Below are 21,676 nucleotides of genomic sequence, written 5' to 3' on the forward strand. Positions count from 1 at the left end.
CTGCCCCTGATGCACAGCGAATTCGAACTCATCACCCGCTTCTTTACCCCCGACCCGCCGGGGGCGGAGGCCGGTGTGACCCTGGGTGTGGGGGACGACTGCACGCTGCTGGCCCCGACGCCGGGGCAGCGGCTGGCGGTCAGCGTCGATACCTCGGTGGCCGGCATCCATTTTCCCGTGGATGCCCCGGCCGTGGCGGTCGGCCACCGGGCGCTGGCGGTCAGCCTCAGCGACCTCGCCGCCATGGGCGCCCGTGCCCGCTGGTGCCTGATGTCGCTGACCCTGCCGGCGGCCGATGACGATGCCTGGCTGGCGGATTTCGCCGGCGGCTTCCATGCCCTCTGCGACGCCACCGGCACGGCCCTGGTGGGCGGCGACGTGACCCGCGGGACGCTTTCCATCGGCGTGACGGTGATGGGCGAGGTGCCCGCCGAGCAAGCGTTGACCCGCAGCGGGGCCCGTCCGGGCGACCTGCTGGCGGTGACCGGTGCGCTGGGGGGCGGGGCCGGGGGGCTGGCCCTGTGGCGGCGCGGCGAGCGGGACACCGACCATCCGCTGCTCAGGCGCTACCTCCATCCGCTGCCGCGCCTCGAGGCGGGCCTGGCGCTGGGCGGCCTGGCAAGCGCCGCCATCGACATCTCCGACGGCCTGCTGGCCGACCTCGGGCATGTCCTCGAGGCCTCGGGCGTCGGGGCCGAGCTGATGCCCGACACGCTGCCCCTGGCCGAGGGCCTGGTGGCGGCGCTGGGCGAGGAGGGGGCCCGGCAGGCGGGGCTCCACGGCGGTGATGACTACGAGCTGCTGCTCGGCCTGCCCCCGGAACACCTCGACGAGGCCCGTGCCCGGCTGGCCGTCCTGGGCCTGCCCCTCACGGTGATCGGCCGCGTCAGCGACGAACCCGGTCTGCAGGGCGTGACGGTCACCGGCGAGCGCGGCTGGCAGCACTTTGCGGGAGACGGTGCTCCATGAATCAGGCCCCCGCCAGCGTCTGGCGACGCCCCGTGCACTTCCTGGCCTTCGGGCTGGGCAGCGGCACCGTGCCCTTCGCGCCCGGCACCTTCGGCACACTGGCCGCGATTCCCTTCTACTGGTTGATGTCCGAGTTGCCGCTGGGCTGGTACCTGGGCCTGGTGGCGGTGACCTTCTTCTGGGGCATCTGGCTGTGCGACAAGACCTCCCACGATCTCGGGGTCCACGATCACTCGGGCATCGTCTGGGACGAGTTCGTCGGCTACTGGCTGACCATGGCGGCCGTGCCCTTCTCCTGGGAAGCCGCCCTCTGGGGGTTCGTGGTCTTCCGTATCTTCGATGTCTTCAAGCCCTGGCCGATCCGCTGGGCGGATCGGCGCGTTGCCGGCGGCTTCGGCATCATGATCGATGATGTCCTCGCGGCCGCCTATGCATGGAGTACCATGCACCTGTGGTTCTGGCTCCACTGATCCGGCATCACTGAAAGTTCTCCATCGTCTCGGCGACACAGGGATGGTCCGGACAAGGCGCGGGTAAGGAACGCCATGATGCGCAAGGAACGACTGATCGTCCCGCTAGTGGTGGGGCTGGCGCTGCTCTGGGGCATTGCCCAGTATCTCTCCGGTGTGTTCTTCGAACGCGAACTCGGCCGGGCCCTAGAGGACCTCGCCGCCCGGGGGGAGCTTGCGGTGAAGCGCAGCGACGTCGACCGGGGCTGGCTCGAGTCCCGCGGCACCATCCACCTGACCCCACGCTTCGGCCAGGCCTGGCATCTCGAGTTGCCCTACGTGGCGCGTCACGGCGTGGCCAGCACGCGCATCGACGGCGAGCTGAGGCCGCATCTCGGGCCGGGCGACCGGCGCCTGTTCGGCGATGCCCTGCCCTCGCCCCCGCCTACCTGGCAGGCCCGCTACCGCACCCTCGGCGCCACCCTGGAGGGGCGCCTCGAGCTGGCGCCCTTCATCGTCAGCCAGGGAGGGCGCGAACTCGACTTCCGCGGCGGGCGGATCACCTTCGGCGGGGTCTACGGCGACTGGCGGCTTCAGGCCAGGCTCGAGCCCTGGCGGCTCAGCGACGGCCCGGCCACCCTGGAAGCGGGGCCGACCACCCTGGAGAGCCGCTACGCCTATACCGAGGCCGCCTACCACTTCAGCCAGCAGGACCTGCTCAAGGTGGAGCGACTGGCCTGGCATCAGCCGGACCTCGAACTGGATGCCCATGGGCTGCTCCTGCACAGCCGCACGGTCCTCGACGAGCAGGAACTGCGCGTCGAGAGCGAGCTGACCCTGGACCGGCTGGTGACGGCCGAGCAGGTGCTGCTCTCCGGCCGCGTTGCCATGGAACTGTCGCGGATCAATGCCGACGCCCTGCGCAGCGTGTTGGCCGTGCTGCGCGACGAGGCGGCCCGAGGCGATGCCGCCCAGGGCGGCCGCGAGCTGCTAGCGCGCCTGGAGCCACAGCTGCTGGCCATGCTCCAGGATTCGCCCCGGCTGGACATCCATGCCATCGCCCTCGACAGTCCGATGCTGGGGCTGGAGGCGCGTGGCGACGGGGCGCTGTTCTTCGATTCGCGCCAGTTCGCGGAGCTGAACCTGATCGCGCTCGGTGATCCCCACGAACAGGCCCGCGAGCAGGCCCGCTGGCGGGCGCGGCTCTACGGCGACCTCACCTGGCACCAGGTGCCCAAGGTGGTGGCCCTGTGGCTCGGCCTGCCGCTGGATACCCAGGACCTCGAGATCGACGTGGTACGTGGCCGGGTCCGGATCAACGGTCGCCCGCTGCCGCCGGTCCTCGAGCGGCTGCAGTGACTTGAAGTCGGGCGCCGGTGCCCGCATTCCTGAGGGCAGCCCCGGGAACCCATCCCGACGATCCAGGACGAGGAATACATGAGCGACGATCACGAAGCGCAGGATGGCCTGGACTGGATCCAGGCCAACGACGATTCCCTCTACGACGAGCGGCCGGGCGATGGCAACTCCCATGCGGTGGTGCCCGCCAGCGACTCCCTGCCCGAGCGCATCTACCTGCTGCCGATCCACAACCGGCCCTTCTTTCCCGCCCAGGTCCAGCCGCTGGTGGTCAATCGTGAGCGCTGGGAAGAGACCATCCGCCGCGTCGGCAATACGCCGCACCACACCGTGGGCCTGGCCTTCGTCGGCGAGACCGGGGTCGAGGAGCTCGGCGACGAGGACTTTCCCGAGATCGGCACCGCCGTGAAGGTGCACAAGCTGCAGGGCGAGGAGCAGCAGATCCAGTTCATCGCCCAGGGTGTGCGCCGCTTTCGCATCCAGCGCTGGCTCTCCCGCACGCCGCCCTACCTGGTGGAGGTGAGCTACCTCCGCGAGCCGGTGGATGCCGAGGATGACGAGACCCGCGCCTATGCCATGGCGCTGATCAATGGCATCAAGGAGCTGCTGCCGATCAACCCGCTCTACGGCGAGGAGCTCAAGCACTACCTGAACCGCTTCAGCCCCCACGAGCCGGGCCCGCTGACCGACTTCGCCGCGGCCATCACCTCGGCCAAGGGACACGAGCTGCAGGACGTGCTGGAGACCCTGCCGGTGATGGCCCGCATGCAGAAGGTACTGCCGCTGCTGCGCAAGGAAATCGAGGTCGCCCAGCTGCAGAGCGAGATCAGCGACCAGGTCAATGCCCAGATGCAGGAGCGCCAGCGGGAGTTCTTCCTGCGCGAGCAGCTCAAGGTGATCCAGCGCGAGTTGGGCATCTCCAAGGATGACCGCGAGAACGATGTCGACACCTTCCGTGCCCGCCTCGAGGGGCGCGTGGTGCCGGAACGGGTCATGGAGCGCATCGACGACGAGCTCGACAAGCTGTCGGTGCTGGAGACCGGTTCGCCGGAATACGGCACCACGCGCAACTACCTGGACTGGCTCACCGCCATGCCATGGGGGGTGCGCAGCCAGGACCAGCTCGACCTGGCCCATGCCCGATCGGTGCTCGACCGCGACCACGACGGCCTCAAGGACGTCAAGGAACGTATCGTCGAGTTCCTCGCCGAAGGCACCTTCAAGGGCGACGTGGGTGGCTCCATCCTGCTGCTGGTCGGTCCCCCCGGAGTCGGCAAGACCTCGGTGGGACGCTCCATCGCCGATGCCCTGGGCCGCGAGTTCTATCGCTTCTCGGTAGGCGGCATGCGCGACGAGGCCGAGATCAAGGGGCATCGTCGCACCTACATCGGTGCCATGCCCGGCAAGCTCGCCCAGGCCCTCAAGGAGGTCGAGGTCGAGAACCCGGTGATCATGCTCGACGAGATCGACAAGATGGGGCAGTCCTTCCAGGGCGACCCTGCCTCGGCGCTGCTCGAGGTGCTCGACCCGGAGCAGAACGTCGACTTCCTCGACCACTATCTCGACGTGCGCCTGGACCTCTCCAAGGTGCTGTTCGTGTGCACCGCCAATACGCTGGACGCGATCCCCCCGGCGCTGCTGGATCGCATGGAGCAGATCCGCCTCTCCGGCTATATCGCCGAGGAGAAGGTGGCCATCGCCAGGCACCACCTGTGGCCCAAGCTGCTCAAGCGCAACCGCATGCCCAAGAAGCGCATCAACCTCACCGAGGCAGCGCTGCGCCAAGTGATCGAGGGCTACGCCCGCGAGGCCGGGGTGCGCCAGCTCGAGAAACAGCTGCACCGCATCGTGCGCAAGGCGGCCGTGAAGCTGCTGGAGAACGACCAGCAGTCGGTACGGGTCTCGGTGAACAATCTCGAGGAGTACCTGGGGCCGCCGATCTTCCGCAAGGAGCAGGTGATGAAGGGCGAGGGCGTGGTCACCGGCCTGGCCTGGACCGCCATGGGCGGCGCCACGCTTTCCGTCGAGGCCGGCAAGGTGCACGCCCTGGACCGCGGCTTCAAGCTCACCGGCCAGCTCGGCGACGTCATGAAGGAGTCGGCCAATATCGCCTACAGCTACGTGCTCGGCCATCTGGGCGAGTACGGCGCCGATGCGGACTTCTTCGACTCGGCCTTCGTCCACCTGCACGTGCCGGAAGGGGCCACGCCCAAGGATGGCCCCTCCGCCGGGGTCACCATGGCCACCGCGCTGCTGTCGCTGGCCCGGCACCGCTCCATCGACCGGCCGCTGGCGATGACCGGCGAACTGACCCTGACCGGCCAGGTGCTGCCGGTGGGTGGCATACGCGAGAAGGTGATCGCCGCCCGGCGCAGCGAGGTCTTCGAGCTGATCCTGCCCGAGGCCAACCGGCGTGACTACGACGAGCTGCCCGACTACCTCAAGGAGGGCATGACGGTGCATTTCGCAGGCCGCTACCGTGACGTGGCCAGGGTGGTGTTCGGTTGACCGGCATCACCGGAGCCGTAAGCTGGAAGTCTTGAGAGAACCCCGGATCCGGTACCTGAACCGGTGCCGGGGTTATTACCGACAACGGGAAGGCCCCATGAGATATCTGGTAGCCCTGGTCCTGGGGCTGGCGACGTCGGGCGCGGCATCCGCCACCGAGCGAACGCTCACCGTCTACACCTACGACTCCTTCGTCTCCGAGTGGGGGCCGGGCCCCGGCATCGAGGCCGCCTTCGAGGAGCGCTGCGGCGACTGCGACCTGCGCTTCGTGGCGCTGGACGGTGGCGTCGACATCCTCCAGCGCCTGCGCCTGGAGGGGGAGGGCACCGGGGCGGACCTGGTGCTGGGGCTGGACATGAACCTGATGGCCGAGGCCCGCGAGCTTGACCTGCTGGCCCCCCACCGGGTCGACACCGCGCCGCTGGCGCTGCCCATCGATTGGGCCGACGACACCTTCCTGCCCTACGACTGGGGCCACTTCGCCTTCGTCTACGACAGTGAGCAGCTCAGTGAGCCGCCGGGCAGCTTTCGTGAACTGCTCGAGGCGCCGGACGACGTCAAGGTGATCCTCCAGGACCCGCGCACCAGCGTCACCGGCCAGGGCCTGCTGCTGTGGATCAGGCACGTCTATGGCGATGAGGCCCCGGCCGTCTGGGCGCGGCTCAACGAGCGGGTGCTGACCGTCACCAACGGCTGGAGCCAGGCCTACTTCTCGCTGTTCATGAACGGCGAGGCGCCCCTGGTGCTCTCCTATGCCACCTCGCCGGCCTACCACATGGCGGTGGAGGAGACCGACCGCTACCAGGCCGCCGAGTTCGAGGAGGGCCACTATCTGCAGGTGGAGACCGCCGCCATGCTGGCGAATACCGAGCAGCCCGAGCTCGCCCGTGACTTCCTGGCCTTCATGTTGACGCCGGACTTCCAGCGCCATATCCCGCTGGGCAACGTCATGAACCCGGCCATCGATCTGGGCGATGCGCTGCCCGAGGTCTTCGAGCGGTTGATCCAGCCACGGAGTCTGACCTTCACGCCCGAGGAGGTGCGCGAGAACCGCCGCGCCTGGATCCGCGAGTGGCTCAACGCCAGCGTGCGTTGAGCGAGGTGTCGCTGCCCTCTCGCTGGGCCACCCTGTCACGCTGGCCGCCGGGGCTCGGCCTTGCCGCCCTGACGGCGGTGGCAGGGTTGGGGCTCGGGAGCCTGGGGGCGCTGCTGTGGCAGGCCCGGGAGCTGCATCCGGCCATGCTCTGGCAGGAACCGTGGCTGGCTGCCGTGCTGCGCTTCACCCTCTGGCAGGCCACCCTCTCGACCCTGCTGGCGGTGGGGCTTGCCGTGCCGGTGGCCGTGGCCCTGGCGAGGCGCCCGCGCTTCCCGGGGCGCACCCTGCTGCTGCGCGCCATGGAGCTCTCGCTGGTGCTGCCGACGCTGATCGGCCTGTTCGGCCTGGTGGCGGTGCATGGCCGGCGGGGCTGGGCGGCCCCGCTCTGGGAGTGGCTGGCCGGCGCGGAGTCGGGCTATCTCTACGGCCTCTCCGGCATCGTGCTGGCCCATGTCTTCTACAACCTGCCGCTCTCGGCCCGGCTGATGCTGCAGGCCCTGGAGACGGCGCCCGCGGCGCACTGGCGGCTGGCCTCCCAACTTGGACTGACGCGGACGGCACTCTGGCGCACCCTGGAGTGGCCGCGCCTCGCACCGCTGCTGCCGCGCCTGGCGGCGCTGGTCTTCACCCTCTGCTTCACCAGCTTCGCCATCGTCATGACGCTGGGCGGCGGACCGCGCTCCTCGACCCTGGAGGTGGCGCTCTACCAGGCCCTCAAGTTCGACCATGACCTGGCCCTGGCGGCCCTGCTGGCCCTGACCCAGCTGGTCATCTGTCTGTCGCTGTGGCTGCTGGCTCTCTCCCGGGGCGGGGCCCCCTCGCTGGTGGTCGGCAGCGCCGCCCTGCCGGCCGGGGGGCGCTGGCACCGCCGAGATGCCGTCGGCGCTTCCCGGCTCACCGATGCCGTCTGGCTCACCGCCCTGGCGGCGCTGCTGCTGCCGCCGCTGCTCGCGGTGGTGCTGGCGGGGCTCACCGGGCTGCCCGAACTGCCCCGCAGCGCCAGCCTGTGGCCGGCGGCGGCGCGCAGCCTGGTGATGGCCCTGGGCGCGGGGGCCGGGGCCCTGTCGCTGGCCGTGGCCCTGCTGGTGGGCAGTCGCTGGCTGCGGACTCGGCAACATGCCTGGTCGGCGCTGCTGATGGAAGGGGGCGGTCAGCTGATCCTGGTGATCCCCTCCCTGGTGCTGGGGACCGGGCTCTTCCTGCTGCTGCGCCCGACCCTGGGCAGCGGCTGGCAGGGCTACGGCCTGGTGGTGCTGGTCAATGCCTTCATGGCGCTGCCCTTCGCCATGCAGGTGGTGCGCGGGGCCCTGCCGGGGCTGTCGGCCCCCGAGCTGCGCCTGGCCGACCAGTTCGGCATCCGCGGACGGGCCCGGCTGCGGTGGCTTATCTGGCCGCGGCTGCGCCGCCCCCTGGCCCTGGCGCTGGCCTATGCCATGACCCTGTCGCTGGGGGATTTCAGCGTCATCGCCCTGTTCGGCAGCCCCTCGGCCCCGACTCTGCCGATGCTGCTCTATCAGCAACTGGGCGGCTATCGCTGGCAGGGCGCCGCCGCCACGGCGCTGGTGCTGCTGATGCTGGTGGTGCTGGTGTTCGTGCTGCTGGGGTGGCTGACCCGTCGTCCGCCTCGCTATCCCTGGACCCGCTACGCCCGCGAGGAGCGCCATGCTCGAGTGTCGTGACCTGACCTTCCACTATGACCGCCATGATCCCGGGGAGACGCCGGACTTCCATTTCACCTTCCGGCTCGCCCCGGGCGAGTGCCTGTCGGTGGAGGGGCCGTCGGGGACTGGCAAGAGCACCCTGCTGGGGCTGCTGGCGGGATTCCTCGAGCCGGCCGGCGGCTCTCTCGCCTGGCAGGGGCAGGACCTGCTGGCGCTGCCGCCCTGGGAGCGCGGGATTACCACTGTCTTCCAGGAGCACAATCTCTTCGACCAGCTGCCGGTCTGGCTCAACGTGGGCCTGGGGCTGGCGCCGGACATGAAGCTTACCCATGAGCAGCAGGCCCGGATCCGTACGGGACTGGCCGAGGTGGGACTCGAGGGGCTCGAGGACCGCCTGCCCGAGGAGCTCTCGGGCGGCCAGCGACAGCGGGTGGCGCTGCTGCGGGCCCTGCTGCGCGGCTCGAGGGTCCTGCTGCTCGACGAGCCCTTCGCTGGCCTGGACGAGGTGACCCGCGACGGGCTCTGGGCCCTGGTGCGTCGCCAGAAGGCCGCGGGGGCGGCGGTGGTGCTGGTCAGCCACGACCGCGACGACATCGAGGCGCTGGCCGACCGGCGCTGCCGGCTGGAGGGCGGCAGGCTGCTGCCCGTCGGCTGAGCGACTGGCCTGACGACCGGCCGCGTGACAGAATCGGCCCTAATGACACCAGAATCGCCCCAGGCTCCTCGAGCGATCGAGGAGGCGAGGGGCGGCATGCATGACGAAGAGGACACCATGCCCGAGTATCGTTCCCGCACCACCACTGCCGGCCGCAACATGGCCGGTGCCCGCGCCCTGTGGCGCGCCACCGGCATGAAGGACGACGACTTCCACAAGCCGATCATCGCCGTGGCCAACTCCTTCACCCAGTTCGTGCCGGGTCACGTGCACCTGAAGGACATGGGGCAGCTGGTGGCGCGCGAGATCGAGAGGGCCGGCGGGGTGGCCAAGGAGTTCAACACCATCGCCGTGGACGACGGCATCGCCATGGGCCACGACGGCATGCTCTACTCGCTGCCGAGCCGCGACCTGATCGCCGACAGCGTCGAGTACATGGTCAACGCCCACTGCGCTGATGCCCTGGTGTGCATCTCCAACTGCGACAAGATCACTCCGGGAATGCTCAACGCGGCCATGCGCCTGAACATCCCGGTGATCTTCGTCTCCGGTGGCCCCATGGAGGCGGGCAAGACCAAGCTGCTCGACCACGGCATCGACCTGATCGATGCGATGATCTCCGCCGCCGACGATCGCTACAGCGACGAGGAGATCGAGGAGATCGAGCGCAGCGCCTGCCCGACCTGCGGCAGCTGCTCGGGGATGTTCACTGCCAACTCCATGAACTGCCTGATGGAGGCCCTGGGCCTGGCGCTCCCGGGCAACGGCACGGTGCTGGCCACTCACGCCGACCGCCGCCGGCTGTTCGAGGAGGCGGGAAGCCGCATCGTCGAACTGGCCAAGCGCTATTACGAGGGCAACGAGGCGCACCTGCTGCCGCGGGCCATCGGCTCGAAGGCGGCCTTCCGCAACGCCATGACCCTGGACATCGCCATGGGCGGCTCCACCAACACCATCCTGCACCTGCTGGCCGCCGCCCAGGAGGGCGAGGTGGACTTCACCATGGCCGATATCGACCGTCTGTCGCGGGAGGTGCCACAGCTGTGCAAGCTGGCGCCCAATACCCAGCAGTACCATATCGAGGACTGCCACCGCGCCGGCGGCATCATGGCCATCCTTGGCGAGCTGGACCGCGCCGGGGTGCTGGATACCCGGGTGCCCACCGTCTACGGCGAGAGCCTGGCCGGGGCCCTTGAGGAGTGGGACATCATGCGCTCCCCGAGTCCCGAGGTAGTGGAGTTCTACAAGGCCGGCCCCGGGGGCATCCCCACTCAGGAGGCCTTCTCCCAGGCCGCCCGCTGGCCGAGCCTCGACGGCGACCGGGCCGGCGGCTGCATCCGTGACCTCGAACATGCCTTCTCTCACGAGGGGGGCCTGGCGGTGCTCAAGGGCAACATCGCCGAGGACGGCTGCGTGGTGAAGACCGCCGGCGTCGACGACGCGATCCTGGTCTTCGAGGGCCCGGCGCATGTGGTGGAGTCCCAGGACCAGGCGGTGGAGCATATCCTCGGTGGCCAGGTGAAGGAGGGCGAGGTGGTCGTCATCCGCTACGAAGGCCCGCGGGGCGGTCCCGGCATGCAGGAAATGCTCTACCCGACCAGCTACCTCAAGTCCAAGGGGCTGGGCAAGGCCTGCGCGCTGCTCACCGACGGGCGCTTCTCCGGCGGCACCTCCGGACTCTCCATCGGCCACGCCTCGCCGGAGGCCGCCGCCGGCGGCGCCATCGGCCTGGTGGAGAGCGGCGACCTCATCCGCATCGACATCCCCAATCGGCGCATCGACGTGAAGCTCACCGACGAGGAACTCGCCCGCCGTCGTCAGGCGGAGGAGGCGAAGGGCGCAGAGGCCTGGAAGCCGAGCATCACGCGCGACCGCAAGGTCTCGGCGGCCCTCAAGGCCTATGCCTTGCTGGCGACCTCCGCCGACAAGGGCGCGGTGCGCGACCTGACCCGGCTAGACTGAGCCCGAGACCCGGCCGGATGCCTGGCGACGCGAGTCACGGCCCCGGGCCGGGCCCCATGACCCCTGCAGGGAAGCCCGCACGATGAAGACACAGACCCTCAACGTCGGCCTGGTCGGCTACGGCATGGCCGGGCGTACCTTCCACGCCCCGCTGATCCAGGCCGCCCCCGGCCTGGAGCTGACCGCCGTGGTCAGCGGCGATGCCGAGCGGGTCGAGGCCGACCACCCCGAGGTCGAGGTGCTGCCCAAGGCGGCGCCGCTGTTCGCACGACGCGACATCGACCTGGTGGTGATCGCCACCCCCAACGACACCCACTTCCCGCTGGCCAAGGCGGCGCTCAATGCCGGCAAGCACGTGGTGATCGACAAGCCCTTCAGCGTCAGCGCCTCCGAGGCCCGCCTTCTCAAGGCCCAGGCCGATGGCGCCGAGCGTCTGCTGAGCGTCTTTCACAACCGCCGCTGGGACAGCGACTTCCTGACCCTCAAGGCGCTGCTCGACGAGGGGACCCTGGGACGGGTGGTGGCGCTGGAGTCGCGCTTCGACCGCTTTCGCCCCCGGGTCACCGACCGCTGGCGCGACCATCACAAGCCTGGCGGTGGCATCTGGTACGACCTGGGGCCGCACCTGCTCGACCAGGCCCGGCAGCTCTTCGGCATGCCCAAGGCGATCCTGCTGGAACTCGCCACCTCTCGCCAGGGGGCCGAGGTGGACGACGACTTCCTGGCGCTGCTGGAGTACGACCACCTGCGGGTGAGCCTGCAGGCCAGTTCCCTGGTGGCCGAGCCGACCCCGCGCTTCCGGGTCCACGGCACCCGGGGCAGCTTCGTGAAGTACGGGCTCGATCCCCAGGAGGCCTGGCTCAAGGAAGGACAGGCCCCGTCGCCGGGCTGGGGCGTGGATCCCTCGCCCGGTACCCTGACCCTCGACGAGGGGGAGGGCGAATCAACGGCCCTGACGAGCCGCGAGGCACCGGTCGTGCCGGGAGACTATCCCGCCTTCTATGCCGGCATCGCTCGAGCCCTGCTCGACGGCACGCCCCCGCCGGTCACCAGCGAGTCGGCGCTGGACGTGATGACCCTGCTGGAGAGCGGACTCGACAGCTACCGGCAGGGCCGCTGGGTGAAGCTCAAGGAGGGCAACAGCGCACTGCGCCGGCTGCACTCACGGTAGAGGAGGCCGCCGGGCTCACCAGAGACCGGCATCGACGGGCGCCTCGCTGCGCAGCTTGTCCCGGGCGATGAACAACGCGGCGATGGCGCGGGCCTCGTGGAAGTCCTCCCGGGCCAGCAGGGCCGAGAGCTCGTCGATGGCGTGGGTCTCCACGATCAACGGCTCCGGCTCGTCGCCGGGCAGGCGCCTCGGGTAGAGGTCGCTGGCCAGCAGCACCTGCATGCGGTGGCGCATGTAGTTGGGGGCGAGCGACAGCTCCACCAGGGGCTCGATGCGGTTGGCGCCGAAGCCGCACTCCTCCATCAGCTCGCGATTGGCCGCGGTGACGATATCCTCGCCCGGGTCGACGAGGCCCTTGGGCAGGGTCAGCACATAGTCCTCGAAGCCGGCGGCATACTCGCGGATGAGCAGCACGTGCTCCGGGTCGGGCATGGCCACGATCATCACCGCACCGATGCCCTGGCCGGTGCCGGTAAGCCGCTCGAAGGTGCGCTCGGCGCCGTTGGAGAAGCGCAGGTCCAGCTCCTCGACGTGGAAGAGGCGACTTCGCGCCACGCTGCGCCGGTCGAGGATGTGCGGTTTGACGGGCCAGGGCCGGGAGGCGTCGTGCTGGTCGGACATGGGCGGGATTCCCTGTTGGCGAGCGAAAGGGGCGAGCGAGAGGGGCATGCGTGGAGGCCAGACAGCCGCTGTGCGCCCTGCATGGCGATTCGTTACAATACTACGTCTCAACGGCCCCCGACTCACCCCCGGAGTAGCGATGATCGACTGGCGCGCCATCGATACCGTCCTGCTGGACATGGACGGCACCCTGCTGGACCTGCATTTCGACAGCCACTTCTGGCTCGAGCACCTGCCGCGGCGCTATGTGGAACTGCATCGCCTCGACGAGGCGACCCAGGAGGAGCTGCGCGCCCGAATCATCCGCGAGCAGGGCACCCTCAACTGGTACAGCCTGGCCTACTGGAGTCGCGAGCTGGGGGTCGACGTGGTGGCGCTCAAGCGAGAGGTGCAGCACCTGATCGGCCTGCGCAGCGACGCCCTGGACTTCCTCCGCTGGCTCAAGGCGGCCCATCCACGGGTGGTGCTGGCCACCAATGCCGACCGCGCGAGCCTGGAACTCAAGCTGCCGCTGACCGGCCTCGAGGAGTACCTGGATGCCATCGTCTCCTCGGCGGATCTCGGCGTGCCCAAGGAGGAGCAGGCCTTCTGGTTCGCCCTGCAGGAGATCGAGCCCTTCGACCCGCAGCGCACCCTGTTCATCGACGACAATGCCTCGGTGCTGGAGAGTGCCCGGGAGTTCGGTATCCGTCACCTGCTGGGCATCAAGCAGCCCGACAGTCGCCGACCCGAGCGGGAACTCGAGGAGTTCATCGCCCTGGACCGCTTCGCCAGCATCCTGCCCGACAACCTGCCGCCTGCGGCGGGCGAGGGAGGTGTCCATGGATAGCGTCAGGCTCGACAAGTGGCTGTGGGCGGCGCGCTTCTTCAAGACCCGCGCCCTGGCCAAGAAGGCCATCGAGGGCGGCAAGGTCCACTACGAGGGCGGGCGGGCCAAGACCAGCAAGACCGTGGAGGTGGGAGCGTTGATCCGGGTGCCCCAGGGCTGGGACATCCTGGAGGTGGAGGTGGTAGCCCTGTCCGACCAGCGCCGCGGAGCGCCCGAGGCCCGCGCGCTCTACCGCGAGACCGAGGAGAGTGTCGCACGCCGCGAGCGAGAGGCCGAGGCACGCCGCCTCACCAACCAGGTCATGCAGCACCCGCTCAAGCGTCCCGACAAGAAGCAGCGCCGGGAGATCCACCGCTTCCAACGCCAGCAGGATGACTAAGAGAGCCTAATGACCGACCAGATCCAGCGTTTCCTCTTCGACAACACCAACGTGCGCGGCGAGATCGTCACCCTCGAGCGCGCCTACGGCGAGGTGCTCGAGCGCCACGACTATCCCCCCGCGGTGAACCACCTGCTCGGCGAGTTGCTCGCCGCGGTGGCCCTGCTCACCGATACCGTCAAGCTCGACGGCACCCTGAGTATCGAGGTGCGCGGCCAGGGGGCGCTCGCCCTGCTGATGGCCGAGTCCAATCCCGGCGGCGAGCTGCGCGCCATTGCTCGCCTGGCCGAGGATGCGCCGATTCCCGGCGAGGATGCCGGCTTCCGCGAGCTGGTGGGGGAGGGACAGATCATGATCACTCTGGATCCCACCGATGGCCACCGCTATCAGGGCATCGTGGCCCTCGAGCACGACAGCCTGGCCGGCTGCCTCGCCGCCTACTTCGCCCAGTCCGAGCAGCTGCCGACGCGGCTGTGGCTGGCCGCCGACGGGTGCCGCGCCGCCGGCCTGCTGCTGCAGCGCCTGCCCGACGAGTCCCGTAACCAGGATGCCGACGCCTGGGAGCGCACCGTGCACCTGGCCGACACCGTGAAGGACGAGGAGCTGCTCGGCCTCGAGCCGCTGGAGGTGCTGCGTCGGCTCTACCATGAGGAGACGGTGCGGGTCTTCGACCCCAAGGCACTACGTTTCGGTTGCACCTGCTCGCGCGAGCGCATCGCCTCCGCCCTGATGACCCTGGGCGAGCAGGAGCTGCGCGAGGTGCTGGTCGAGCAGGGCGGCATCGACACCCAGTGCCACTTCTGCCATACCCGCTACCACTTCCCGGTGCCCGAGATCGAGGCGATGCTCGACGACCCGGAGGGAGCTCCTCCGACCCTGCATTAAGGACGTCATGCTCCGGTGCTGCATAGCAGCATGTGTCTTCAAGTGAGCTGTAGTGAACGGCGCCGATGTAGTAGTAAAACTACATGAACTTCGCCCAAGAACGGCGTTTCCCGACGGCCGGGTTTTTGCCATAATGGCGCCGTTTTTTCCGGTCCGATCGCCCGGCTACAAGACGGCAATGACCCGCACACGGCGATCAAGGCATGACCCACGTTGCGTCACCGACGCCCGGCACACGAGAGAGAAGCGGCCGCAAGGCCCAGGAAACGACATGACCACGACTCAAGCCGCCCCCCAGCAAGCCGCCATTTCCCACGTCAACCTCTGCAGCGCCGAGCTGATCGAGCGGGCAGTGGCCAACGGGGAAGGGCGTCTGGCCGCCAATGGTGCCCTGGTGGTGAACACCGGCGTGCGCACCGGCCGTTCGCCCAAGGATCGCTTCATCGTCGACGAGGCGAGCACCAGTGGCCAGATCGACTGGGGCAGCGTCAATCTCCCGTTCGACGCCGAGAAGTTCGATGCGCTCTGGGCCCGGGTCGATGAGTACCTGGCCGGCGGCGAGCACTATGTTTCCGAGCTCCACGTGGGGAGTGACCCGGTCCACTACCTGCCGGTGCGTGTCACCACCGAGACCGCCTGGCACGGCCTCTTCGGCCGCACCATGTTCGTGCGTCCCGAGGCCTACAACCCGTCCGTGAAGGACGAGTGGACCATCCTCAACGCCCCCTTCTTCGAGTGCGATCCGGCCCGTGACGGCACTAACGCCGATGGCTGCGTAATCCTCAACTTCGCCCAGAAGAAGGTGCTGATCGCCGGTATGCGCTATGCCGGCGAGATGAAGAAGGCGATGTTCTCGGTACAGAACTTCCTGCTGCCGGCCGCCGACGTGCTGCCCATGCACTGCTCGGCTAACGTCGGCGAGGATGGCGAGACCACGCTGTTCTTCGGCCTCTCCGGCACCGGCAAGACCACTCTCTCCGCCGACCCGGCCCGCTATCTCATCGGCGACGACGAGCATGGCTGGGGGCCGGGTACCGTCTTCAACATCGAGGGCGGCTGCTACGCCAAGTGCATCGACCTCTCCGAGAAGAATGAGCCGATCATCTGGCAGGCCATCAGGTTCGGCACCGTGCTGGAGAATGTGGTCCTCGACGATCGCCGCGAGCCGGACTACGCCGACGACAGCCTGACCCAGAACTCCCGTGCCGCCTACCCGCTGGAGCATGTCGAGAAGCGCGTGCCCGAGAACCGCGCCGGGGAGCCTAATGCCATCGTCTTCCTGACCTGCGACATGTCCGGGGTGCTGCCGCCGGTCTCCGTGCTCTCCAAGGAAGCCGCTGCCTACCACTTCCTCTCCGGCTACACCGCCAAGGTGGGCTCCACCGAGGTGGGCTCTTCCGCCGGGCTCGAGGCGACCTTCTCCACCTGCTTTGGTGCGCCCTTCTTCCCGCGTCCGGCGCGCGAGTACGCCGACCTGTTGATCAAGCGCGTGGCCGAGAAGGATGCCCAGGTCTACCTGGTCAACACCGGCTGGACCGGTGGCGCCTACGGTGAAGGTGGCGCGCGCTTCTCGATCCCCACCACCCGCGCCATCATCAGCGCCATCCAGTCCGGCGTGCTGCGCGACGTCGAGACGCGCCAGGTCGAGGGCCTGAACCTGGCCGTGCCCACCGCCGTGCCGGGCGTCGACTCCCGCCTGCTCGATCCGCGCGAGACCTGGGAAGACAAGGCCGCCTACGACCGCAAGCGCTACGAGCTTGCCGCCAAGTTCGTCGACAACTTCAAGAAGTTCGAGGGCGTCAACGAGGCGATCATCAAGGCGGGCCCCAGCCTGACCTGAGGGCGAGAGAACGGCGAACCGTCGATGGCATCGACGGTCTGACTGGGGGAAGGACGCATGTCCTTCCCCCGTTTGCGTCCTGGCGTCACCTCAGGGGAACGCTGGCGACTTCGTCATTCCCATCAGCGGAGAGAGACCATGAAACGACGGCATTTTCTTGGCGTGCTGGGAGCCGGCAGCCTCGCCGGGCTGCTGCCGGGGTTGGCCGCGGCCCGGCCCAAGCCCGACCTCACGCGGGCCGAGGGGCTCGAGGTGCTGGAGCTCTCCGAGGCCGAGTGGCGTGAGCGCCTGAGCGACGAGCAGTTCGAGATCCTGCGCGAGGAGGGGACCGAGCCGGCCTTCTCGAGCCCGCTGGACAAGGAGACCCGCGAGGGCGAATACCGCTGTGCCGGCTGTGACCTGCTGCTCTTCACCAGCGCCATGAAGTACGACTCCGGGACCGGCTGGCCGAGCTTCTTCGAGCACGTCGAGGGACACCTGCTGACCAGCGTCGACTACTTCCTGGTCTTCCCGCGCACCGAGTACCACTGCGCGCGGTGTGGCGGTCACCAGGGCCACGTCTTCGACGACGGCCCCGAGCCTACCGGCCTGCGCTGGTGCAACAACGGCCTGGCGCTGCGATTCGTCCCCGCCTGAATCCCGATTGTGATACCTTGTCGCGATCGTCTGGACGTTTGATTGCCAAGGATTTCATGGACGCACACGACAAGATCATCAGCCGCCTCGCCGAGGAACTCGCCGTTCGCCCGCCGCAGGTCAAGGCAACGGTGGAACTGCTCGACGGCGGGGCCACCGTGCCCTTCATCGCCCGCTATCGCAAGGAAGTCACCGGCGGGCTCGATGATATCCAGCTGCGCCAGCTCCATGAGCGCCTCGCCTACCTGCGCGAGCTGGAGGAGCGCCGCGAGACGGTGCTCGCCGCCATCGACGAGCAGGGCAAGCTCACCGATGCGCTCGCCGCCAGCCTCCGTGCCGCGGACACCAAGCAGCGCCTCGAGGACCTCTACCTGCCCTACAAGAAGAAGCGGCGCACCAAGGCGCAGATTGCCCGGGAGGCGGGGCTCGAGCCGCTGGCCGACACCCTGCTGGCCGACCCGGCCCTGGTCCCCGAGGCAGAGGCGGCCAAGTACCTTCGCGCCGCCGGGGGCGAGAGTCCCGCCATCGAGGACGCCAAGGCGGCCCTGGACGGGGCCAAGCAGATCCTCATGGAGCGTTTCGCCGAGGACCCCGAACTGGTCGGCCAGCTACGCGAACGGTTGTGGCGCGAGGGCGAGCTCTCCTCCCGGGTGATCGCCGGCAAGGAGCAGGAGGGCGCCAAGTTCTCCGACTACTTCGAGCACGACGAGCGGCTCGCCAGGGTGCCCTCGCATCGGGCGCTGGCCATGTTCCGCGGCCGCAATGAGGGCGTGCTGGCGCTGGCCCTGCGCCTGCCCGGCGAGGACGAGGCCCCGCTCCATCCGGCCCAGGTGGCCATCGCCCGGCACTTCGCTATCAGCGACCAGGGCCGGCCCGCCGACCGCTGGCTGGCCGAGGTGGTGCGCTGGACCTGGCGGGTCAAGCTCTATACCCACCTGGAGACCGAGCTGATGGGGCGGCTGCGCGAGCGCGCGGAGCTCGAGGCCATCGAGGTGTTCGCCGCCAACCTCAAGGACCTGCTGCTGGCCGCGCCGGCGGGCCAGAAGGCCACGCTGGCGATCGACCCGGGCCTGCGTACCGGCTGCAAGGTGGCGGTGGTGGATGCCACCGGCCAGTTCCTCGAGCACGCCACGATCTACCCCCATGCGCCCCGCAATGCCTGGGAGGCTTCGCTTTCCGAGCTGGCCCGGCTGGTGGAGACGCATGACGTGGCGCTGATCGCCGTGGGCAACGGCACCGCCAGCCGCGAGACCGACAGGCTCGCCGGCGACCTGGTCAAGGCCTTCGCCGGAAAGAAAGCGCTTTCCAAGGTGATGGTCAGCGAGGCGGGGGCCTCGGTCTACTCCGCCTCGGAGTATGCGTCCCGGGAGCTGCCGGAGCTCGACGTCTCCATCCGCGGCGCGGTCTCCATCGCCCGGCGCCTGCAGGACCCGCTGGCCGAGCTGGTCAAGATCGAGCCCAAGTCCATCGGCGTGGGCCAGTACCAGCATGACGTCTCGCAGCTGCAGCTCTCCCGGAGCCTGGAGGCGGTGATCGAGGACTGCGTGAACGCCGTGGGGGTGGACCTCAACACGGCGTCGAGCGCGCTGCTCTCGCGGGTCGCCGGCCTCAATGCGGCCCTGGCCGACAACATCGTCGCCCGTCGCAACGCCGAGGGTGCCTTCACCAGCCGCCGGGCGCTGCTCGACGTCAGCCGCCTCGGGCCCAAGACCTTCGAGCAGTGCGCCGGCTTCCTGCGCATCATGAACGGCGACAATCCGCTGGATGCCAGCGCCGTGCACCCCGAGGCCTATCCGCTGGTGGAGCGCATCGCCCAGCGCAGCGGGCGCCCGCTGGCCGGGCTGATCGGCGACAGCGCCACCCTCAGGTCGCTCAAGCCCGCCGAGTTCGCCGACGAGCGCTTCGGCGTGCCCACGGTCACCGATATCCTCGCCGAGCTCGACAAGCCGGGCCGTGACCCGCGCCCCGAGTTCAAGGCGGCCGAGTTCCGCGAGGGCGTCGAGACCCTGAAGGACCTCGAGCCCGGCATGATCCTCGAGGGCAGCGTGACCAACGTCACCCACTTCGGGGCCTTCGTCGACATCGGCGTCCACCAGGATGGCCTGGTGCACATCTCGGCACTCTCCGAGAAGTTCATCGAGGACCCGCGCACCGTGGTCAAGGCCGGCGACATCGTGCGGGTCAAGGTGATGAGCGTGGACCTCGCGCGCTCGCGCATCGGCCTCACCCTGCGCCTCGATGACCAGCCCGACGACCGGGGGGGCGACCAGGCCTCCGACCCGCCGCGCCGCGGGCGTGGCAATGGCCGGGGCCAGGGAGCCGGCAAGGCCGGCCGCGGCGGCAAGGTGGCCGAGCCGGCCAACCAGATGGGCGCCCTGGGGGCGGCCCTGCTGCAGGCAAAGAAGGGCCGCTGACCTTGAAGCGCCGCCTGGCGGCACCATAATCTGACGTTTGCCGGGCGCCATGGCGCCCGCCTTTCCACATATGGGGTGACCATCTTGTCCGAATCGCTCACCAGCCGCGTCGATCGACTCAAGTCCCTGGCCGACCAGGGGCGGGTCGGGCGCCTGCGCCGCGGCATCGAGAAGGAGGGGTTGCGGGTCGACGGCGAGGGGCGCATCGCCGCCACCCTGCATCCCGCCGCGCTGGGCTCCAAGCTGACCCACCCGCACATCACCACCGACTACTCCGAGGCGCTGCTGGAATACATCACCCCGGTCTATTGTCGGCCGGGCGATGCCATGGCCTTCCTCGCCGACCTGCACCGCTTCAGCTATCGTCACCTTGACGACGAGCTGATCTGGCCGGCCAGCATGCCGGCGCGCCTGGACGGCAATGACAGCGTCCCCATCGCCGACTACGGCCGCTCCAACGTGGGCACCATGAAGCACGTCTACCGCAAGGGGCTGGACCTGCGCTACGGACGGATCATGCAGTCCATCGCCGGAGTGCACTACAACGTCTCGCTGCCCGATGACCTCTGGCAGCTGCTGCGCGAGCTCGAGGGTGACCGCGACACCCCCCTTCGCGACTACCGTTCGGCGCGCTACTTCGGCCTGATCCGCAACTTCCGTCGCCACAGCTGGCTGCTGCTCTACCTGTTCGGCGCCTCGCCGGCACTGGATCACAGCTTCCTGCCGAGCGGCGAGGTGCCCGAGAAGCTCCAGCGGCATGGCGAGGAGACCCTGGTGTCGCGCCACGCCACCAGCCTGCGCATGTCGGACCTGGGCTACCAGAACAAGGTCCAGGAGCAGCTGAAGATCTGCTTCAACTCGCTTTCCAACTACGTCAACACCCTGCGCCACGCCATCGCCACGCCCTGGCAGGACTACCAGAGGCTGGGCGTGAAGGAGGGCGACGAGTGGCGCCAGCTCAATGCCAACATCCTGCAGATCGAGAACGAGTACTACAGCGACATCCGCCCCAAGCGGGTGGCGCGCCACGACGAGACCCCCAGCCAGGCACTGGAGGCCCGCGGCGTGGAGTACATCGAGGTGCGCTGCCTGGACCTCAACCCCTTCCTGCCGCTGGGGGTGGATGAGCCCCAGATCCGCTTCATCGACACCTTCCTGATGTGGTGCCTGCTCAGCGAGAGCCCCTGGATTCCCGACGACGAGTGCGACCGGCTGGACGACAACCGCCGCCTGGTGGTCGAGCGCGGCCGGGACCCCGAGCTGCGCCTGCTGCAGGATGGTCGGCACCGCTCCATCGCCGACTGGGGGGGCGAGATCTTCGACGAGATGGTGGCGGTGGCGGAGCTGCTCGACCGCCTGGAAGAGGGAGAGCCCCATGGCGAGGCGCTGGCGGCCCTGTCGCCGCGCCTCGACGACCCCGCCCTGACGCCTTCCGCTCGCCTGCTGGCGCGCCTCGAGTCGACCGGGGAATCCTTCGTCGAGGCCATGCTGGGCCTCGCCCGGGAACAGGCCCAAGACTTCCGTGACACCTCCATTGACCCGTCCCGGGAGTCGATGTTCGACGAACTGGTGGCAACGTCCCTGGCGCAGCAGCAGGACCTCGAGGCGGCAGACACCGAGGACTTCGACGCCTTCCTGGCTCGCTACTTCGAGCGCGCCCGAGAGGTGCGGGCCGTCACGCCGCTACAGACGGGAGAGACGTCATGATCGACGACCTTCGGCGCCTCTCGGTCCGCGAGTGGAGCCTCGCGGGCCTCGCCTTCTGCGCCCTGATGATGGCCGTGGCCCTGGGGCTCGAGCACCTCGTCGGGCTGGAGCCCTGCCCGCTGTGTATCTTCCAGCGGGTGGCCGTGCTGGCCGCCGCCGCCGTCTTCCTCGTCGCCGCGATCCACGACCCCGAGGGCCGCGCGGGTGCGGTGACCTACGGCCTGCTGTCGCTGGTCGCCGTGGGCGGCGGCATCGCCGTGGCGGGGCGCCACCTGTGGCTGCAGTCGCTGCCCGCCGACGAGGTACCGAGCTGCGGCCCGGGGCTCGACTACATGATGGAGATCCTGCCCCTGCAGCAGGTGCTGGCCCAGGTGCTCTCCGGCTCGGGAGAATGCGCCGAGATCGATTTCCTGCTGCTTGGCATCTCGCTGCCCGGCTGGACCCTGGCCGGCTTTCTGGTGCTCGCGCTGGTCCCGCTGGGCCTGCTGCTGGCGGCCAATCGCCCGCGTCGCGGCTATCACTGGCAGGGCTAGGC

The 21,676-nt window shown here is 69.2% G+C and carries 18 protein-coding genes; 17 read left to right on the forward strand and 1 reads right to left on the reverse strand.

Annotated features, from left to right (window positions below):
• Nucleotides 1-9 precede the first annotated feature (9 nt).
• The 9 genes from thiL (at nucleotide 10) to QLQ86_RS12155 (ending at nucleotide 11,830) form a co-directional block, all read left to right on the forward strand.
• Nucleotides 10-969, forward strand: coding sequence for a thiamine-phosphate kinase (thiL, locus tag QLQ86_RS12115; protein WP_282817120.1), 960 nt, complete (start codon nucleotides 10-12; stop codon nucleotides 967-969).
• Nucleotides 966-1,439, forward strand: coding sequence for a phosphatidylglycerophosphatase A family protein (locus QLQ86_RS12120; protein ID WP_106229826.1), 474 nt, complete (start codon nucleotides 966-968; stop codon nucleotides 1,437-1,439). Before thiL ends, QLQ86_RS12120 begins: the two co-directional genes overlap by 4 nt.
• A 78-nt stretch (nucleotides 1,440-1,517) precedes the next feature.
• A complete protein-coding gene (locus tag QLQ86_RS12125; RefSeq protein ID WP_282817121.1) occupies nucleotides 1,518-2,777 on the forward strand; it encodes a DUF945 family protein in 1,260 nt (419 codons plus the stop codon).
• Between the two features lie 78 nt (nucleotides 2,778-2,855).
• The gene (lon, locus tag QLQ86_RS12130) at nucleotides 2,856-5,285 is read left to right on the forward strand and encodes an endopeptidase La (RefSeq protein WP_282817122.1); all 2,430 of its coding nucleotides are present in this window, start codon (nucleotides 2,856-2,858) and stop codon (nucleotides 5,283-5,285) included.
• A gap of 97 nt (nucleotides 5,286-5,382) precedes the next feature.
• Nucleotides 5,383-6,381 (forward strand): thiamine ABC transporter substrate binding subunit, encoded by a 999-nt coding sequence (thiB, locus tag QLQ86_RS12135; protein ID WP_282817123.1) that lies wholly within the window; start codon nucleotides 5,383-5,385, stop codon nucleotides 6,379-6,381.
• Entirely contained in the window at nucleotides 6,357-8,060 is a 1,704-nt protein-coding gene (gene thiP / locus QLQ86_RS12140; RefSeq protein WP_282817124.1) for a thiamine/thiamine pyrophosphate ABC transporter permease, read from the forward strand. The genes thiB and thiP overlap by 25 nt, the downstream gene beginning before the upstream one ends.
• Nucleotides 8,044-8,697 carry a thiamine ABC transporter ATP-binding protein gene (locus QLQ86_RS12145; protein WP_282817125.1) on the forward strand — a complete coding sequence of 218 codons (654 nt, stop codon included), beginning with the start codon at nucleotides 8,044-8,046 and terminating at the stop codon, nucleotides 8,695-8,697. Before thiP ends, QLQ86_RS12145 begins: the two co-directional genes overlap by 17 nt.
• A 117-nt stretch (nucleotides 8,698-8,814) precedes the next feature.
• Entirely contained in the window at nucleotides 8,815-10,659 is a 1,845-nt protein-coding gene (gene ilvD, locus QLQ86_RS12150; protein ID WP_282817224.1) for a dihydroxy-acid dehydratase, read from the forward strand.
• A gap of 82 nt (nucleotides 10,660-10,741) precedes the next feature.
• Nucleotides 10,742-11,830, forward strand: a complete 1,089-nt coding sequence (locus tag QLQ86_RS12155; RefSeq protein ID WP_282817126.1) for an oxidoreductase — start codon at nucleotides 10,742-10,744, stop codon at nucleotides 11,828-11,830.
• Nucleotides 11,831-11,845: 15 nt separating this feature from the next.
• On the opposite strand, the gene nudE is transcribed toward QLQ86_RS12155, so the two are convergent.
• Nucleotides 11,846-12,451, reverse strand: coding sequence for an ADP compounds hydrolase NudE (gene nudE / locus QLQ86_RS12160; protein WP_282734853.1), 606 nt, complete (start codon nucleotides 12,449-12,451; stop codon nucleotides 11,846-11,848).
• A 139-nt stretch (nucleotides 12,452-12,590) separates the two neighbouring features.
• Here nudE and yrfG point away from each other — a divergent pair, with 139 nt between their 5' ends.
• From yrfG to QLQ86_RS12200, 8 genes are all read left to right on the forward strand, one after another.
• Entirely contained in the window at nucleotides 12,591-13,280 is a 690-nt protein-coding gene (yrfG, locus tag QLQ86_RS12165) for a GMP/IMP nucleotidase (RefSeq protein ID WP_282734852.1), read from the forward strand.
• A complete protein-coding gene (gene hslR / locus QLQ86_RS12170) occupies nucleotides 13,273-13,659 on the forward strand; it encodes a ribosome-associated heat shock protein Hsp15 (RefSeq protein WP_282734851.1) in 387 nt (128 codons plus the stop codon). The genes yrfG and hslR overlap by 8 nt, the downstream gene beginning before the upstream one ends.
• Nucleotides 13,660-13,668: 9 nt before the next feature.
• A complete protein-coding gene (hslO, locus tag QLQ86_RS12175) occupies nucleotides 13,669-14,544 on the forward strand; it encodes an Hsp33 family molecular chaperone HslO (RefSeq protein ID WP_282734850.1) in 876 nt (291 codons plus the stop codon).
• Between the two features lie 271 nt (nucleotides 14,545-14,815).
• Nucleotides 14,816-16,384: a phosphoenolpyruvate carboxykinase gene (locus tag QLQ86_RS12180; RefSeq protein ID WP_282734849.1), complete on the forward strand. Its 1,569-nt coding sequence runs from the start codon at nucleotides 14,816-14,818 to the stop codon at nucleotides 16,382-16,384.
• Nucleotides 16,385-16,522: 138 nt separating this feature from the next.
• Complete coding sequence (gene msrB, locus QLQ86_RS12185; protein WP_282734848.1) at nucleotides 16,523-17,020, forward strand: peptide-methionine (R)-S-oxide reductase MsrB; 498 nt, start codon at nucleotides 16,523-16,525, stop codon at nucleotides 17,018-17,020.
• Between the two features lie 56 nt (nucleotides 17,021-17,076).
• On the forward strand, nucleotides 17,077-19,434 hold the full coding sequence (locus tag QLQ86_RS12190) for a Tex family protein (RefSeq protein ID WP_282817127.1): 2,358 nt from the start codon (nucleotides 17,077-17,079) through the stop codon (nucleotides 19,432-19,434).
• Between the two features lie 84 nt (nucleotides 19,435-19,518).
• Nucleotides 19,519-21,141 carry a glutamate--cysteine ligase gene (gene gshA, locus QLQ86_RS12195; protein WP_282817128.1) on the forward strand — a complete coding sequence of 541 codons (1,623 nt, stop codon included), beginning with the start codon at nucleotides 19,519-19,521 and terminating at the stop codon, nucleotides 21,139-21,141.
• The gene (locus QLQ86_RS12200; RefSeq protein ID WP_282734845.1) at nucleotides 21,138-21,674 is read left to right on the forward strand and encodes a disulfide bond formation protein B; all 537 of its coding nucleotides are present in this window, start codon (nucleotides 21,138-21,140) and stop codon (nucleotides 21,672-21,674) included. Before gshA ends, QLQ86_RS12200 begins: the two co-directional genes overlap by 4 nt.
• Nucleotides 21,675-21,676 lie beyond the last annotated feature (2 nt).

This window comes from Halomonas rhizosphaerae (assembly GCF_030012485.1).
Taxonomy (GTDB): domain Bacteria; phylum Pseudomonadota; class Gammaproteobacteria; order Pseudomonadales; family Halomonadaceae; genus Halomonas; species Halomonas rhizosphaerae.

Coding starts and splice junctions, on each gene's coding strand:
- hslO (WP_282734850.1), top strand. CDS start 13,669: ATGACCGACCAGATCCAGCGTTTCCTCTTCGACAACACCAACGTGCGC.
- QLQ86_RS12155 (WP_282817126.1), top strand. CDS start 10,742: ATGAAGACACAGACCCTCAACGTCGGCCTGGTCGGCTACGGCATGGCC.
- thiB (WP_282817123.1), top strand. CDS start 5,383: ATGAGATATCTGGTAGCCCTGGTCCTGGGGCTGGCGACGTCGGGCGCG.
- msrB (WP_282734848.1), top strand. CDS start 16,523: ATGAAACGACGGCATTTTCTTGGCGTGCTGGGAGCCGGCAGCCTCGCC.
- hslR (WP_282734851.1), top strand. CDS start 13,273: ATGGATAGCGTCAGGCTCGACAAGTGGCTGTGGGCGGCGCGCTTCTTC.
- yrfG (WP_282734852.1), top strand. CDS start 12,591: ATGATCGACTGGCGCGCCATCGATACCGTCCTGCTGGACATGGACGGC.
- QLQ86_RS12200 (WP_282734845.1), top strand. CDS start 21,138: ATGATCGACGACCTTCGGCGCCTCTCGGTCCGCGAGTGGAGCCTCGCG.
- QLQ86_RS12190 (WP_282817127.1), top strand. CDS start 17,077: ATGGACGCACACGACAAGATCATCAGCCGCCTCGCCGAGGAACTCGCC.
- QLQ86_RS12180 (WP_282734849.1), top strand. CDS start 14,816: ATGACCACGACTCAAGCCGCCCCCCAGCAAGCCGCCATTTCCCACGTC.
- QLQ86_RS12120 (WP_106229826.1), top strand. CDS start 966: ATGAATCAGGCCCCCGCCAGCGTCTGGCGACGCCCCGTGCACTTCCTG.
- nudE (WP_282734853.1), bottom strand. CDS start 12,451: ATGTCCGACCAGCACGACGCCTCCCGGCCCTGGCCCGTCAAACCGCAC.
- thiL (WP_282817120.1), top strand. CDS start 10: ATGCACAGCGAATTCGAACTCATCACCCGCTTCTTTACCCCCGACCCG.
- ilvD (WP_282817224.1), top strand. CDS start 8,815: ATGCCCGAGTATCGTTCCCGCACCACCACTGCCGGCCGCAACATGGCC.
- QLQ86_RS12145 (WP_282817125.1), top strand. CDS start 8,044: ATGCTCGAGTGTCGTGACCTGACCTTCCACTATGACCGCCATGATCCC.
- lon (WP_282817122.1), top strand. CDS start 2,856: ATGAGCGACGATCACGAAGCGCAGGATGGCCTGGACTGGATCCAGGCC.
- QLQ86_RS12125 (WP_282817121.1), top strand. CDS start 1,518: ATGCGCAAGGAACGACTGATCGTCCCGCTAGTGGTGGGGCTGGCGCTG.